The organism is Vibrio gangliei (assembly GCF_026001925.1).
Classification (GTDB): domain Bacteria; phylum Pseudomonadota; class Gammaproteobacteria; order Enterobacterales; family Vibrionaceae; genus Vibrio; species Vibrio gangliei.
In genome coordinates this window covers 168,375-183,853 of record NZ_AP021870.1, presented here as the reverse complement: position 1 = coordinate 183,853, position 15,479 = coordinate 168,375, and the positions used below count along the sequence as shown (strand labels likewise).

Here is a 15,479-nt window from a genome sequence, read left to right as displayed (position 1 = left end):
ATTACTTCCATTAAATCGGAAAATATTGTTCTAATAATTGTTGTAATCCAGCACCTTGATTATCGGTGGTGCAAATGATTTTAGCATGTTTTTGAACATCACTATGAGCATGCAACATTGCAATCCCGATCCCTGCCGCATTTAACATCGAGATATCATTATAATTATCGCCCGCGGTAACTGCTTGCTTTATATCAATATTCAATGTTTGAAGGTAATGTTGCAATGCTTGGCCTTTACTGTGACCTTTCATGGCGAGATCAATTTTATTTTCCCCAGAAAGTGAGCCTTCGAAGTATTCAGTGATCAAAGGCTGCTGCATAAATTGTTGGAAGTTTTCGGTAGTACCTTGCGCAACAAACTTCCAAATTATTGAGCTTTGAGCCAATTCTTGCTTAAAACTGTCAATTTGATAAATGTTTGGCTGTTCCGGTTGCGGATAGGATTGTGCCCAAGCTTTTAGAGGCAGCATATATTCAATAGGCTTGTGCTGAGAAAACGCCATGCCTTGATTGGTGTACATTACCAGTTGCAGGTCAAACTGCTCGGCTAAATCAAGAAACTGCTCTGCAAGATAGTGCGGAATCGGCAATCCCGTTTCGACTTCATTGTTCGCATAATCAAAACGATAAACACCGTTACAACAAATGATAGGCGTGGTTAGACCCAACTCATCATAATAAGGTTTGGCTGCAGTGTGGTGGCGTCCGGTCACGATCATCACAGGGTAAATATGTTTGATTTTTTGTACAGACTCTTTGACCCAAGGATTAAGCGTGTGATCGTCTTGCAAGGTAGTGCCATCCAAATCAAGGGCGAGGAATTGGTACGTCATTAGGCTTCCTTTAGCATGATTGTTTGGATAAACAAAAGCCAGCACGTTCATGTACTGGCTTAGACAATATTGAATCGCGAATAATTAGAGTTTACCAGCAATCATGTCTTCAAGCTTGCCTTGGTCAATCGCAAAATTGCGGATGCCTTCTGCTAGCTTTTCTACCGCCATCGCGTCTTGGTTATGCTGCCACAAAAACTCGGCTTCGGTCAGTGGTTGTGGTGCCGGTTTTGTGGTTTGAGCCGGTTGTAATTTTGCGCTAATTTCACCTTCAGCTTGCTCTAATTCTTGTAGCAAATTAGGGCTAATCGTGAGGCGATCACAGCCGGCTAATTCAAGAATTTCACCGATATTACGGAAACTTGCGCCCATCACGACAGTTGGATAAGCGTGCGTTTTGTAGTAGTCGTAAATTTTCTGAACGGACAACACACCCGGATCTTCTTGCGATGCGAAATCTTTACCTTCTTTGGCTTTATACCAATCCATAATACGGCCCACAAATGGCGAGATTAGGTAAACACCCGCTTCAGCACATGTTCTCGCTTGTGCAAAAGAGAACAACAAGGTCAGGTTACATTGAATGCCTTCTTTCTCTAATTGTTCTGCTGCGCGAATGCCTTGCCAAGTTGATGCCAATTTAATCAAGATGCGATCGTTAGTAATACCCGCATCGTTGTACAACTTGATCAACTTACGCGCTTTTTCGATGCTACCTTGGGTGTCATACGATAAACGCGCATCCACTTCAGTCGAAATACGGCCCGGAATCACCTTTAATATCTCTTTACCAATACTGACTGCCAACATATCGCACGTATCTTCGATCTGCGTTTGCGTATCTTGACTCTGACTTTTCGCATATTCAATGGCTTGCTCGATCAATGGTTGATAGTCGGCTAATTGCGCCGCTTTTAAAATTAAAGAGGGATTGGTGGTCGCATCTTGCGGTTGGTATTGTGTGATTGCTTGAATATCACCGGTATCGGCGACGACGGTGGTGAATTCACGCAGTTGTTGTAATTGATTCATCTCGACTTTCCTAACGACACCCTATCGCCTTGAAGATGAATTCAATGACTCTAGGAATATAAACTTAAGAAAAAAGCGCTCACCCAATGAGCAAGCGCTTTAGCAGATTAGATACCGTTATTTAAGCGGTAGAATAGGCTGTTGTGTTTCAGCGTAGTTTTGAAGTCGCGAACGTTGGTGTTTTTATCAATCACCACTAGTTCAATACCCGCGAACTCCGCAAAGTCTTCTAGCATATCTAGCGTGACGTTTTGCGTGTACACACTGTGGTGCGCGCCACCTGCGTGGATCCAAGCGGCTGCAGACACTTCTAGGTTAGGTTGTGGTTCCCAAAGTGCGTGTGCCACTGGAAGATGTGGAAGATCCGACGGTGGTGTTACGGTGTCGATCTCATTGACCAACATGCGGTAACGGTTACCTAGGTCGATTAAAGTCACAACCAATGCAGGACCTGCTTTGGCGCTAAAGATAGCGCGAGCAACATCATCAGTTTTACCGATAGTATGGCGGTGAATTTGAATCGATGGTTTTTCTGCCGCAATAGTTGGACACACTTCTAACATGTGCGCGCCAAGCACTTGGCCATCACCGGTTAGGTTGTAGGTGTAGTCTTCCATGAAAGACGTACCGCCAGGCAAACCTTCACCCATGGCTTTCACAATGCGCACCATAGCCGATGTTTTCCAGTCACCTTCACCGCCGTAGCCGTAGCCTTTTTCCATCAAACGTTGCGTTGCAAGACCTGGCAAGTTAGTTAGGCCGGTTAAGTTTTCAAAGGTATTCACAAACGCCATGCAGCCACGCTCTTGCAGGAATTTCTCCATACCTAGCTCAAGACGCGCTTCGTTTTTCAAGATTTCGAGTGGCTCAGGCGTTTCGAAGATTTCAGCGGCGATGCTGTAAGTTGAACGGTACTCTTCAAGTAACGCATTAATCGCACTGTCTTCAACCGCATTCACCACTTCAGTCAATTCGCCTAGGCCATAAGCATGAACTTCAAAACCGAATTCAATTTGAGAGCTCACTTTGTTGCCTTCTGTTACCGCTACTTGACGCATGTTGTCACCGAAGCGAGCGACACGTAGTGTGTTACTTTCGTGCCAACCAATCGCCGCACGGCACCAGTGGTCAAGCTGCTTGCGAACCGATTCTTGTTGCCAGTAACCGACGATCACGCGGCGATTAAGACCTAAACGCGTACCGATGAAACCAAACTCACGGTCACCGTGCGCACTTTGGTTCAAGTTCATGTAAGCCATGTCGATGCTTTCCCAAGGTAGCGCTTCGCTAAATTGAGTGTGAAGGTGCACGAATGGTTTATTCAATTGTTTTAGACCCGCAATCCACATTTTTGCAGGCGAGAAAGTATGCATCCATAAAACCACACCAAGACAGTTTTCGTCATTGTTAGCCTCTTGGCATACTTTCAAGATTTCTTCAGGTGATTTCACTGTGTCTTTGCAAACCACTGGCACGCAAATATCGTTGCCTTGGTTAAAGCCCGATACAATTTCTGCACTGTTTGCTGCCACTTGTTCCAGTACTTTTGGGCCGTATAGGTGCTGTGAACCTGTGATAAACCATACTGCTTTTTTTGTTAATGGAGAGTTTGTTAGATCTTTCATAATTGCCTCTATGTTTGTTCTGTTTCGCTTTATTCTCAGTCTTAAGTTGTGCTGACAATGAAGCGCGATTAAATTTGGTCTTTACTGATTACTTTTCTTCTATCAACAGCGCTTTTACTTTTGTCCGTAGTAAGCATCTTTTCCGTGCTTACGTAGGTAGTGCTTATCCAATAACGTCTGCGGGATCGGCAGCGTGCTTGGATTAATAGTGATGGTGCGGTAAGCCATTTTAGCGACCTCTTCCACCACCACTGCGTTATGTACTGCGTTGTGTGGGTCAGTTCCCCAAGTAAACGGCGCATGTTCACGAACTAAAATACCTGGGATCGCCATTGGGTCATTGTCACCACTTTTATTGGCAAGAATGGTCTCAATAATCACCTTGCCAGTATTGAGCTCGTATTCATGCTTGATTTCGTCTTCCGTTAACGCGCGAGCACATGGAATGTGGCCGTAGAAGTAATCGGCATGCGTGGTACCAAATGCAGGAATTGCCGCTCCCGCTTGTGCCCACGATGTAGCGTAAGAAGAATGGGTATGTACGATGCCACCGATGTCTTTAAACGCTCGGTATAAAGCCAAGTGAGTTGCGGTATCAGACGAAGGTTTGAGATCGCCTTGCACCACATTGCCATCGAGATCCACTAACACCATATTTTCAGGGCTTAAATCTTCATAAGCGACACCGCTTGGCTTAATTGCCACCAGCCCCGAATCACGGTCGATACCTGATACATTTCCCCAAGTAAACGTCACCAATTTATGAACTTGTAGATCCATATTGGCACGCCACACTTGCTCTCTAAGTTCAGGTAATAAAAGCTCTGCCACGGCTACGCTCCTTTTTGATCTTCAGTGTAAGTTTGATCTTCGGTATAGGTTTCAATGTGCTGGCCTAAATCACGGTACGCTTGATGACGGCCTTGATAGAAGTCCACGCTGCGTTTAACAGGGGTATAAATATGACGAATTGGGCTCGCCATGGCCGCTTGTGCTTCTGTGACACTAGGGTGAGCATCAGCCGCCACCGCAGCGAAAATCGCAGCGCCAAGGGCACAACATTGGTCCGATTCCACCACCGCAATATCACGGCCCATAACATCCGCGCAGGTTTGCATCACTAATGAAGATTTTTGCGCAATACCACCAATCGCCAGAACGCGGTTCACATCTACACCTTGCGTCGTCATGCAATCCATAATGGCTTTTGCGCCGTGAGCGGTTGATTCCACTAAGCTGTAGAACACATCCGGTGCGGTACTGCCTAAGTTCAAACCACTGATCACGCCTTTTAAACGTTGGTTAGCAATCGGTGTTCTGCGGCCGTTGTGCCAATCCATGCTCAATGGCGAATGATCAGCTTGAGGTTGTTCGCTCGCGGAATCTGCCAGCATAGGAATTAAGATATCGTCGATGTTATCGAGCAAATGTTGGTCTTCAGGATGAGTCTTAACCCATTGTTGAATTGGCCACATCAGCAGGCGTTTATACCAAGCATAGATATCACCGAAGGCCGACTGACCAGCCTCTAAAGCCACTAGGTTTGGATGCGCACTGCCTTTCACTTGGCCACAAATGCCTTCAATAGTTTTGTCACCGATGTGATCCGGTTTCACCATCAAGATATCGCAAGTTGAAGTACCAATCACTTTCACTAGGTCATGCTCACCCGCACCCGCACCGACTGCGCCCATGTGGCAGTCAAACTCACCAATCGCAACCGCAATACCTTCTGGTAGACCAAAACGTTCCGCCCATTCGGCGCTTAATAAGCCCGCTTGCTGATCGGAGGTATACACTTCTGTGAACATGCGCTCACGGATACCATCTAAAGTAGGAGAAATCGCTGATAAGAAATCTTGTGCAGGAAGGCCGTTCCAATCATCGTGCCATAACGCTTTATGGCCAGCGGCGCAGATACCACGGCGCAATTTATTCGGTGCTTGGTTTCCAGAAATCAGGGCAGGGATCCAATCACAAAGCTCAACCCAAGTGTGTGCATATTTTGCCACTTCAGCATCTTGCTCACTCACCCAAGCCGCTTTCGCCCAGAACCATTCTGAAGAATAAATACCACCGACATAACGCGTGTAATCAGGGAAGTTGCCACCGTGAGCCAGTTGGTTAATCAATTCCGCTTTTTGAATCGACGTGTGGTCTTTCCATAAAATGAACATCGCATTTGGGTTATGTTCAAATTCAGGCAATAACGCTAAAACATTACCCTCTTTATCTACAGGCGCAGGCGTCGAACCAGTCGTATCAACACCGATACCGACTACGCTATTGCGTACGTTATCAGACACTTTCGCTAACGCTTCTTTAACCGCTGCCGTCATGGCATCAATGTAATCTTGTGGGTGATGACGGAATTGAGATACCGCAGGTTGGCAATACTGCCCTTCCATCCAACGCGGATAATATTGCACGCCACAAGCGACTTCTGCGCCCGTTATGGTATTAACGATTAACGCTCGTACTGAGTCGGAACCAAAGTCCAAACCGATAGTAAATTTTTCAACACTCATGATGAGTCACCCAATTATTATGAATACGACAAGAGCGAGTCGTTTATGATGATACTTTCGTCCTAACACGCTCTAACTTGTTATTCATTTAATAGGATGGGTCACGATCTCGCCATTAAGATAGCCGCTAAAAATATAGACAAAACCGCTACCCCAAAATTAGTGATAACTGGATCATATTTAGATGTCAGGTTTTGAAGCTAAGGGACATCTCAAAGAGGAGAAAAATGAAGGGTGGGTATTTTATTTGTGCTGACTAAACTGTATATCAACGAGTTTTATAGGTGTTAATCTCTCTCCATGCTATACTTTGCTCCCTTAAATTTTTATCTACTCAACTTGGTGAACACATGAGCCAGCAAAATGAACTTCAACAACTTAACAATCGACTCGATAAGTGCCGCCATAAACTTGCCGCAGCGCAAAAACGTGAAGATAAGCCGGTGATTTTTCAGTTTGAAACTGAGATTAACCAAATCACGAAAAAGATCGCGCAGATCAATCACAAAAATAATTACGACTTAAACAAAGAGCGTAAAGCACTGCTCGCAATGCCATTTAGCCGTGCATTAACGAAAGAAGAGAAAGCAGATCAAGGCAAACTGAAAAAATCAGTGAAAGGGTTAGTCGTTGTTCACCCTTTAACCAAAATCGGCAAAGCGCTACAGCTTGAAGAAATGACAGGATTTGCGCCAAAAGAATTCTAAGCGTAAATTACCCAGGTATATTTCAAAGGATGGTACAACGCCCTGTTTATCATCCTTTTTTGTGTCTCATTTATTGAAAATATCGATAAAACTATGAACAAAAGCTTAATCACCAACCTTATATCTTTATTACTTCTAACACTTGGCTACGTGTCTCAAAACCATATTGCACTCTATGCAGGGTTATTTGCTTTCTCTGGTGCTATCACCAACTGGCTCGCCATTCACATGCTGTTTGAAAAAGTGCCTGGTTTGTATGGCTCAGGTGTTATTCCTGCACGTTTTGAGGAGTTTAAAGCCGCGATAAAAAAATTGATGATGGAGCAGTTTTTCACCAAGCAGAATATTGATAAATTCTTAAATCAAGAAATGGCAAGCAGTGCAGCACTGAATTTAAAACCAATAATAGAAAAAATCGATTTAGCCCCAACCTTTGATTCACTAACGGAAGTCATCATGAATTCTTCATTTGGCGGTATGCTCGCCATGTTTGGTGGCGTTGAAGCAGTTCAACCGTTAAAGCAACCTTTTGTTGAGAAGATGCAGGCCTCTATCATTGAGATAAGCCAAAGCGAACAAGTAAAACAAGCCTTAAAAGAACAACTTGAACAACCCGCGATGATGGAAGACATTCAAGCCAACATTGAAAATATCATTGATCAGCGCTTGAACGAATTAACACCTAAGATGGTCAAAGAGATGGTTCAAACAATGATCCAAAAACATTTAGGCTGGTTAGTTGTTTGGGGTGGTGTGTTTGGTGGTTTAATCGGTGTGATCTCTGCGATTATCAGCGCAGCCTAATAAAACGGTATTACTATGAAAAAATTCGAATTAAGTGACACATTATTAGAGTATGAATACGTTGGCTTTTGGTCCCGTGTTGGGGCAAGTATTGTAGATACGATTCTCTATTCCATTGTACTTGGATTACTTGCTATTCCTGGATTGGAGTCTTATCAACAAAGTTACAGCACACAAACTGAACATTATTCATTTTCATCTTACTCAACCACATGGGCTGGCAGTTCTTTGATGTCTGACACTTGGTGGAGCTACATTCCGTTACTGATAGTCACGGTTCTATTCTGGAAGTTTCGTGGCGCGACTCCTGGCAAAATGTTGATTAAGGCACAAGTGGTTGATGCAAAGACTGGTCAACGATTAACCACGGTTCAATCTATCATTCGCTACCTAGGTTACTTTGTATCGATGTTTGTATTTATGCTCGGTTTTCTATGGGTAGGATTTGATAGCCGTAAACAAGGGCTACACGATAAAATCGCCGGAACAGTGGTGATTCGGCCAAAAGCTGAGACATTCAAACCACAATAAAAGATGCACAATACCAGTTCATAAAGCCTGAATAGTGCTTTTTCAGGCTTCTTTCACTCAAAGAGACCTAATGGCGTAAGTGTACGAATACGAATGCATAATTCCACTTAACACCACCACTTTATCTATCCTCGCTCCAATACAACTCGACAAAACATCAAAGCAAGCAATATCAACGAGGTCACAAATAAACATTAGAAACATTTAGCTACAAACAAACCTGTGAGCAACGCCGTATTAAACTCATGATTTTCATAAAAATAAAACATTCTCTTCTCATAATCCGGCTATACTGATTTAACACAGTGTTCAACTCACGGAGTGACTTATGAGACCCATCACATTGGCATTATTGGCAATCGTTGCCGCCGCACCAATTGGAGCAAGTGCAACCGATCCAAAACCCGCCACCAAAGCAACCATTGCTGAAAACAATAAACTCAAGCAAGCATTACCCTTTAGCGACAAACAAGACTTTGAAAATGCGCAACGTGGCTTTATTGCGAAACAGGATACTGTCACTATAAAAAATGAAAAAGGCGATGTGGTATGGGATTTAGAAGCCTATAAAAAATACATTGGCCTTGATAAGCCTGCACCAGACAGTGTTAACCCAAGTCTCTGGCGTAACGCTCAATTAAATATGATCAATGGCTTATTTGAAGTTACTGATGGTATTTATCAAGTACGCGGTTATGACCTTTCCAATATTACTTTTATTAAAGGTGATACAGGTTGGATTGTATTTGACCCATTGATTTCTCAGGAAACGGCAAAAGCCGCTCTTGAATTCGTCAATAAGCAACTGGGTGAAAGACCTGTTGTTGCTGTTATCTACAGCCATAGCCATATTGACCACTTTGGTGGTGTTCGTGGCATTGTTGATGAAAAAGATGTCTTAGACGGAAAAGTTCAAATCATAGCATCACACGATTTTACCGAACATGCAGTATCGGAAAACGTAATTGCTGGTAATGCGATGGGTCGCCGTGCCGTGTATATGTATGGTGCGTTACTTCCTAGAAACGAACGTGGTGGTGTTAACGGTGGCCTTGGTCAAACAACTTCGACCGGCTTAGCTACCCTAATCAAGCCAACCCATATCATTGAAAAAACTGGCGATGAAATGACCATTGATGGGGTGAAAATGGTTTTCCAATACACGCCAGGTTCAGAAGCGCCAACCGAAATCAATACCTACTTCCCAGACAAAAAAGCATTGTGGATGGCAGAAAACTCAACCAATACAATGCATAACATCTTAACCCTACGTGGTGCACAAGTACGTGATGCTTTGAAATGGGCTAGCTACTTACAAGAAACCATTGATATGTGGGGCGATAAAGTGGATGTGAAGTTCCAAAGCCACCACTGGCCAATGTGGGGACAAGAAAATATTTATGATTATTTCAAAAAACAACGCGATATTTATAAATATACGCACGATCAAAGCGTTCGCTTAATGAACCAAGGCTATGTAGGTTCTGAAATCGCCGAAATGATAACACTTCCAGATTCTTTAGAGAAAAACTGGAGTACACGTGGCTATTACGGCACACTGCGTCACAATAGCCGTGCAGTTTACCAACGTTACATGGGTTGGTATGACGGTAACCCATCCGATCTAAACAACTTACCACCGGCAGACGTTGCGGTTGAATATGTTGAATACATGGGTGGTGAACAAGCGGTAATTAAAAAAGCCAAAGCTGACTTTGACGCTGGTAAATACCGCTGGGTAGCGGAAGTGCTTAAACATGTGGTGTTTGCAAACCCGAAAAATACGGAGGCTAAAGAGTTATTGGCTGACACTTATGAGCAGCTAGGCTACCAAGCCGAATCTGGCCCATGGCGTTCTGTTTATCTACAAGGTGCTTATGAGTTACGTAATGGCACCCCTTCTGCAGGTGGTACAAATACAGCATCACCAGATATCATCAAAAACATGCCACCGGAAATGTTATTTGACTATCTTGCGGTACGAATTTTACCAGAAAAAGCGGCTGGTAAAGCGTTTGCGATCAACATGAACTTCACTGATCTAGATGAGAAATACACTCTGTATGTCGAAAACTCAGTGCTAAACCATACGACCAAACAAACAGATAAACCCGACGTAGCGCTAACATTGACTAAAGAAGCTTTAGATAATGTTCAATTAGGTAATATTACCCTTGAGCAAGCGATTGCAAATGGTGATATTAAACTAGAAGGCGACAAGCAAGTGTTTAAAGATTTTGTAGGTATGTTAGATACCTTCAATTTCTGGTTCAACATTGTCACGCCATAACTCGCTACGGCATCAACCTACGACAATAAAAGGAAGCAGTATGAAAGGAAAAACCATTTCTTGCCGTCCAAAGACCTGGTTACTTACTGCCCTTTTAACCTCAGCAAGCCCATTCACTTGGGCTTGCTCATACGATGGGCTATTTACCAATCCTTTTGCTGAAAGCTTTCCTGGCGCACTTGATGTTGCGATTGCGACACAAGAAGCCATACAAAGTAACCAGATCAAAATGCCTAAGAGGTTAACGGGTACTCCAGGATTACAAAGAGCCAGTTGGTGGTTGAATTTAATGGTGAAAAACCATCCAAATTTACCCGCAAATACGTATATCTACTTAGTAGATACTCAACTCTGGTCAAAATACGACGAAAATAAAAAGCTCACTGTACACGCCAATCCACCTGAAAATGATGCCAACATCGTGCTTGTGTCAGAAACGGCATTGTATAACATCACCAATCACAACTTAAAACTGGATAAGGCGATGCAACTGGGCATGGTCACTCAAACAAATAATGCCACCTTACTATCTAAAAATTAAAGTCCGTTAATTGTTTGAAAGAAATGAATTAGCAAAACTAAACTCGTATAATTGAGCCCTTACAACCATACTTACATCATTGCAACTAGGGCTCTATTTTTTATCACCTCAGCATACCACCGTCGAACCATCAGCTCGCTTCACCATACCTCACTCGCTGACATATTTATCGAGCTCAACCAACTCAAATACCAATTTATTTGCTAAGAGAATTTACCTTGAGCCAATAGACTCTGTTGACTACAATAGCGCCTTTATACCTCTATTATTTTAGGCAATAACTACTATGAGCGATACTAACCAAAAGCCAGAATTACCGGATCACCTAGCAGGTAACCCACGTAGCCCACACTATGTTGCTGAGTGTTTTGAGTATCCTATCGGAATCCGTTTTAACGGCAAAGAACGTACTGATGTCGAAGAATACTGCATCAGCGAAGGTTGGGTAAAAATTGCCTCTCCAAAAGCCAAAGATCGCTATGGCAACCCAATGTTGATCAAACTAAAAGGCGAAGTTGAAGCGTACTATCAATAAGCTTTTTAGAGCGACATAGAAAAGAAAGAGGTGACAGCGTTTGTTGTCACCTCTTTTTTAATGGTCAATATATTCTATTGATATTACTAAATTTAGCCTTACCGCCACTTCAATAACCGCTTCTCTAGCAATGTAATCACATAACTGATAAGCACACCAAGCAAAGACAAGATCGCCACGCCCGTGAACAATCGTTCTAAATCATATAACGATCCAGCTTCCAGAATATAAGCGCCAATACCATATTCAGCGCCAAGCATTTCAGCGGCCACCAGCAAGATGATAGCAATAGCAAGGCTGACACGCAGGCCAGATAGAATACCGGGCATAGCTCCAGGTAATACGATTTTGCGCACAATTGAAAACCACGACATGGAAAAGCTTTGCCCCATTCGGATTAACGAACGGTCGACGTTATCCACAGCACCGTAAGTCGCGACTACGGTTGGGGTAAACGTACCAAAAGCAATTAATGCATATTTTGATGCTTCATCGATACCAAACCAAATGACAAAAAGTGGCAATAAGGCAATTTTAGGGATTGGGAAAATCGCTGAAACCAACGGGACGAGTCCAGCTCGAGCTAAAGAAAATAATCCAATCATAATCCCAAGGCTAATCCCAAGTAATACGCCAATGGTTGCCCCAACAGCAAGGCGAGTGAGAGAAGGCAATAGCTGTTGCCACAACATTCCGCTTTGATATAAATCGACAAAGGTATGCCACACATTCGATGGCTGAGGCACGGTTAACGTTGAGATAAATCCGCTGCGAGTTCCTAATTCAAGTAAAGCAATCAACACAATAAACACTATCGCACCGACCCAAGGCTTAGACTTCGGCGCAAAACCTCCGCCACGAAAAGGTACGGGGGTTTGTTTCGCACCTGGAGAAATATTATCCATCAATCAACTCTCCTTCTGCGGCTAAGGCTTCTTCACGCATTAATTGCCATAAGTAGGATTGCTTTTCAGCCAAGTTCACATCGTTACTGTGTCTTTGATTAAGCGGGGTATCAATCTCCACCACTTCATGAATGCGACCAGGACGGCGTGATAACACGACAATCTTATGCCCTAATCGAACTGCCTCGTTGAGATTATGAGTCACATAGACCGCTGTAAAAGGCTCATTCGTCCACAGATTAACCAAATCATCCATCAAAAGCTCTCGAGTTTGGCTATCAAGTGCGGACAAAGGTTCATCCATCAGCATCACAGCAGGCTTAACCGCTAACGCGCGTGCAATGGCGACACGCTGCTTCATACCACCAGATAACTGTTTCGGTAGTGCTTTACGAAAATCCGTGAGATTGGTGCGATTCAATACATCCGCAATAATGGCTTCTTGCTTAGCACGAGGCAGTTTATGATCTTCCAACACCACACTGATATTGCCTTCCACACTTCGCCAAGGCAGCAAAGCAAAATCTTGAAAGACGTAAGTCAGTGGATTTAAACAATCTATCGTAGGTTCGCCTACTTGAAGTATTTGTCCAGAGTCAGCTTGCTCTAAGCCGCCAATCATGCGTAATAATGTCGATTTACCGCAACCAGATGGTCCAACAATACAAACAATTTTTCCCGTAGGAATATCTAATGAGATGTCTTTTAAAACCTGCATCTCACCATAATTATGGCTTAGGTTTTCAATGATTAAATTCATTTACCCGTGCCCTATTGCGCTTGAGCTGAATCATCCACAGTCTTCACATAACTGCTATCAACCACATCACCCAATTTGATATCTGCTTTCACCATTTTCTCTTTTTGGAACCAATCCAACTGATTTTGCAAAGAAGCCATATTTAAGTAGTTATCGGCATTCAAACGCATCGAACCATTAATGATACTTGGGGCTGCTTTTTCTAGTGGTTGGTCGGTATAGATGTATTTATGAATCAACTTCACCATATCGTCTTGTGCTTGTTTGCCAGCCGTTTTATCAATCATGGCGGCGTTATAATCAGCAGCGCCTTTGGCTAAAGCCGTTAGAAATGCTTGAGTTTGTTCACGTTCATCTTGTGCATTTTTTGTCGAAGTGAAGATGGTCGTTACTTGATAATTTGGTAAAAAGTCAGACACATTACCAATAATATGGATAGCTCCACTTTCCGCTAAAGGTTTAGCAATATGTGGCACAATCGACCACGCATCCACCTGACCGGTTTTCATTGCGCCAATGATCGCACCCACTTTTTGTAGAGGCTTAAACTTTAAACTAATGCCTTCTAGCTGTTCAATTTGTGCGCCAACGTAATGAAAAGAAGAGCCTGCTTGAGAAATAGCCCAAGTTTTACCATCCAGCTTAGACGGATCCGTTAGGCCAGTTTCATAAGCTTTATTTGAAACGACAATCTTTTGACCATCAATTTTAGGATCTTCAGAAAGCGAACCACCAATGACTTTAACTGCCCCTTTATCTGCCAATGAAATCAAGCCACCAGACATGGCCGTTACTGCATAGTCCACATCATGTGAAGCGACCGCCACTGCCATTGGTTGTGCGGCTTGGAAGAACTTCAATTTCACATCCAGCCCTTGCTGTTTGAAATACCCCTTTTCAACCGCAACAAAGGTGGCCGCATGGCTAGTAAAGCGTAATGCGCCAACCGTAATTTCTTTATCGGCTGCATAACCAGTATGAGAAAACAAAGCACTCACTAAAGTTAAAGAACTAAGTATTATAGAAAGTAAACGCTTATTTTCTTGGGGAGACGCAGTAATAAAACCCGCGGAGTTTAAAAGAGACATGGCAATTCCTTCTGATACATTTTCATTCACAATGTGGTGAGTCCAATTTCCACATGCATTTAGGTCTATTTGTAATTATTTATTAACAAATAGCTAAATTAAGCCATTTATCAGGGTGGATCAATCCTCTACGTCACATCCGCTCCATAAACCCACCGCAGACCCAAAAACAACGACCTGAAAGCAACGACATCTTATTCAAGTTTTTCGAACAAGTTAGTGCATGCACTGATCTCATCACTAATGCAATTTTCACTAAAATGACTACATCAATGACATAAACCCGAGGTTATTATGACTCAAGCTCATATTCGAGAAGTCCGTCTTGTTATGCAATCTCAACCCACATCTGATGGGGATGGCGTGAAAATCCAGCGTGTGGCAGGTTTTAATAACAAGCATTTTTCACCATTTTTAATGATGGATGAATTAAAAGCCGATGATAAAAAAGATTACGTTGGAGGCTTTCCTCCTCATCCACATCGTGGCATAGAAACGCTAACGTATATGATGAATGGTCACTTTCAACATAAAGACCACATGGGAAATGTTGGAGAACTGCGTAGTGGCGGTGCACAGTGGATGGCGGCTGGACAAGGCGTAATTCACAGCGAAATGCCAATTATGGAAGAAGGCCAATTGCACGGTTTCCAAATTTGGATAAACCAGCCTGCACGCGACAAAATGAAACCAGCTAAATACTTTGATTTTCAGCCTGAAACCATCACAGAAGAATATTTGTCGGATGGCAGCTTACTGCGTGTGTTAGCGGGCGCTCTTGAAGTCAATCGAAAAGCTCTACAAGGCCCTTTGATGGACACCGGCGTACCTGCAACCGTAGCGGATTGGAAAACTCAAGCAAATGAATCAATCTCGTTGAACATACCAAGCCAACATAATGCGATGATTTATGTCTATAAAGGCAAGATCAATGTAAACGGGAAATCACTAAAGCAATCTGATTTCGCCATCATGCCAGCTTCGAGCTTAGAAAATAACACGATGGATACCATCCAGTTAGAAGCAAGCAGCGATGCAGGATTATTGATCTTTGTTGGTCAGCCTATTGATGAACCCGTCGTACACTATGGCCCCTTTGTGATGAACAGCATGGATGAAATTAACCAAGCAATAAACGATTACCAAGCGGGTAAATTTCACCAATATTAAAATTAAATCGCCTAGGCCAATATCACAGAATCTTCATGAACATAACCTGTGATCAAGGTCTACAATTTAACTATCGTGATTCATTCACTCGCTATAACTGCCAGGAGAAAATAATCACGATACCTTGT

15 protein-coding genes are annotated in these 15,479 nt (G+C 43.1%); 7 read left to right on the top strand and 8 right to left on the bottom strand.

All coding sequences use genetic code 11. The features are described 5' to 3' along the window. Positions 1-10: 10 nt before the first annotated feature. From Vgang_RS12840 to Vgang_RS12820, 5 genes are all read right to left on the bottom strand, one after another. Positions 11-835, bottom strand: coding sequence for a Cof-type HAD-IIB family hydrolase (locus tag Vgang_RS12840; RefSeq protein WP_105901251.1), 825 nt, complete (start codon positions 833-835; stop codon positions 11-13). A gap of 84 nt (positions 836-919) precedes the next feature. Beyond that, on the bottom strand, positions 920-1,867 hold the full coding sequence (gene tal / locus Vgang_RS12835; RefSeq protein WP_105901250.1) for a transaldolase: 948 nt from the start codon (positions 1,865-1,867) through the stop codon (positions 920-922). A 107-nt stretch (positions 1,868-1,974) separates the two neighbouring features. Further along, positions 1,975-3,492: an L-arabinose isomerase gene (gene araA, locus Vgang_RS12830; RefSeq protein WP_105901249.1), complete on the bottom strand. Its 1,518-nt coding sequence runs from the start codon at positions 3,490-3,492 to the stop codon at positions 1,975-1,977. Positions 3,493-3,606: 114 nt separating this feature from the next. Then, positions 3,607-4,323, bottom strand: coding sequence for an L-ribulose-5-phosphate 4-epimerase (locus Vgang_RS12825; RefSeq protein ID WP_264923618.1), 717 nt, complete (start codon positions 4,321-4,323; stop codon positions 3,607-3,609). Positions 4,324-4,325: 2 nt separating this feature from the next. After that, a complete protein-coding gene (locus Vgang_RS12820; protein ID WP_105901248.1) occupies positions 4,326-6,020 on the bottom strand; it encodes a ribulokinase in 1,695 nt (564 codons plus the stop codon). A 350-nt stretch (positions 6,021-6,370) separates the two neighbouring features. On the opposite strand from Vgang_RS12820, the gene Vgang_RS12815 reads away from it, so the two are divergent. The 6 genes from Vgang_RS12815 (at position 6,371) to Vgang_RS12790 (ending at position 11,428) form a co-directional block, all read left to right on the top strand. After that, a complete protein-coding gene (locus Vgang_RS12815) occupies positions 6,371-6,727 on the top strand; it encodes a YibL family ribosome-associated protein (RefSeq protein WP_105901247.1) in 357 nt (118 codons plus the stop codon). Between the two features lie 93 nt (positions 6,728-6,820). Next, entirely contained in the window at positions 6,821-7,531 is a 711-nt protein-coding gene (locus tag Vgang_RS12810; protein WP_105901246.1) for a DUF445 domain-containing protein, read from the top strand. A gap of 15 nt (positions 7,532-7,546) precedes the next feature. Next, complete coding sequence (locus Vgang_RS12805) at positions 7,547-8,062, top strand: RDD family protein (RefSeq protein ID WP_105901245.1); 516 nt, start codon at positions 7,547-7,549, stop codon at positions 8,060-8,062. Positions 8,063-8,390: 328 nt separating this feature from the next. Then, positions 8,391-10,352 (top strand): alkyl/aryl-sulfatase, encoded by a 1,962-nt coding sequence (locus Vgang_RS12800; RefSeq protein WP_105901244.1) that lies wholly within the window; start codon positions 8,391-8,393, stop codon positions 10,350-10,352. Between the two features lie 40 nt (positions 10,353-10,392). Beyond that, complete coding sequence (locus Vgang_RS12795; RefSeq protein WP_105901243.1) at positions 10,393-10,893, top strand: hypothetical protein; 501 nt, start codon at positions 10,393-10,395, stop codon at positions 10,891-10,893. A 286-nt stretch (positions 10,894-11,179) separates the two neighbouring features. After that, positions 11,180-11,428, top strand: coding sequence for a DUF3297 family protein (locus Vgang_RS12790; RefSeq protein ID WP_105901242.1), 249 nt, complete (start codon positions 11,180-11,182; stop codon positions 11,426-11,428). A 98-nt stretch (positions 11,429-11,526) separates the two neighbouring features. On the opposite strand, the gene Vgang_RS12785 is transcribed toward Vgang_RS12790, so the two are convergent. Genes Vgang_RS12785 through Vgang_RS12775 form a run of 3 tightly spaced genes read right to left on the bottom strand, consistent with a single transcriptional unit; the run spans position 11,527 to position 14,181 of the window. Next, on the bottom strand, positions 11,527-12,333 hold the full coding sequence (locus Vgang_RS12785; RefSeq protein WP_105901241.1) for an ABC transporter permease: 807 nt from the start codon (positions 12,331-12,333) through the stop codon (positions 11,527-11,529). Then, positions 12,326-13,093, bottom strand: a complete 768-nt coding sequence (locus tag Vgang_RS12780; protein WP_105901240.1) for an ABC transporter ATP-binding protein — start codon at positions 13,091-13,093, stop codon at positions 12,326-12,328. Before Vgang_RS12780 ends, Vgang_RS12785 begins: the two co-directional genes overlap by 8 nt. An 11-nt stretch (positions 13,094-13,104) precedes the next feature. Continuing rightward, complete coding sequence (locus tag Vgang_RS12775) at positions 13,105-14,181, bottom strand: ABC transporter substrate-binding protein (RefSeq protein WP_105901239.1); 1,077 nt, start codon at positions 14,179-14,181, stop codon at positions 13,105-13,107. Positions 14,182-14,475: 294 nt separating this feature from the next. Here Vgang_RS12775 and Vgang_RS12770 point away from each other — a divergent pair, with 294 nt between their 5' ends. After that, entirely contained in the window at positions 14,476-15,351 is an 876-nt protein-coding gene (locus Vgang_RS12770) for a pirin family protein (protein WP_105901238.1), read from the top strand. Positions 15,352-15,479 lie beyond the last annotated feature (128 nt).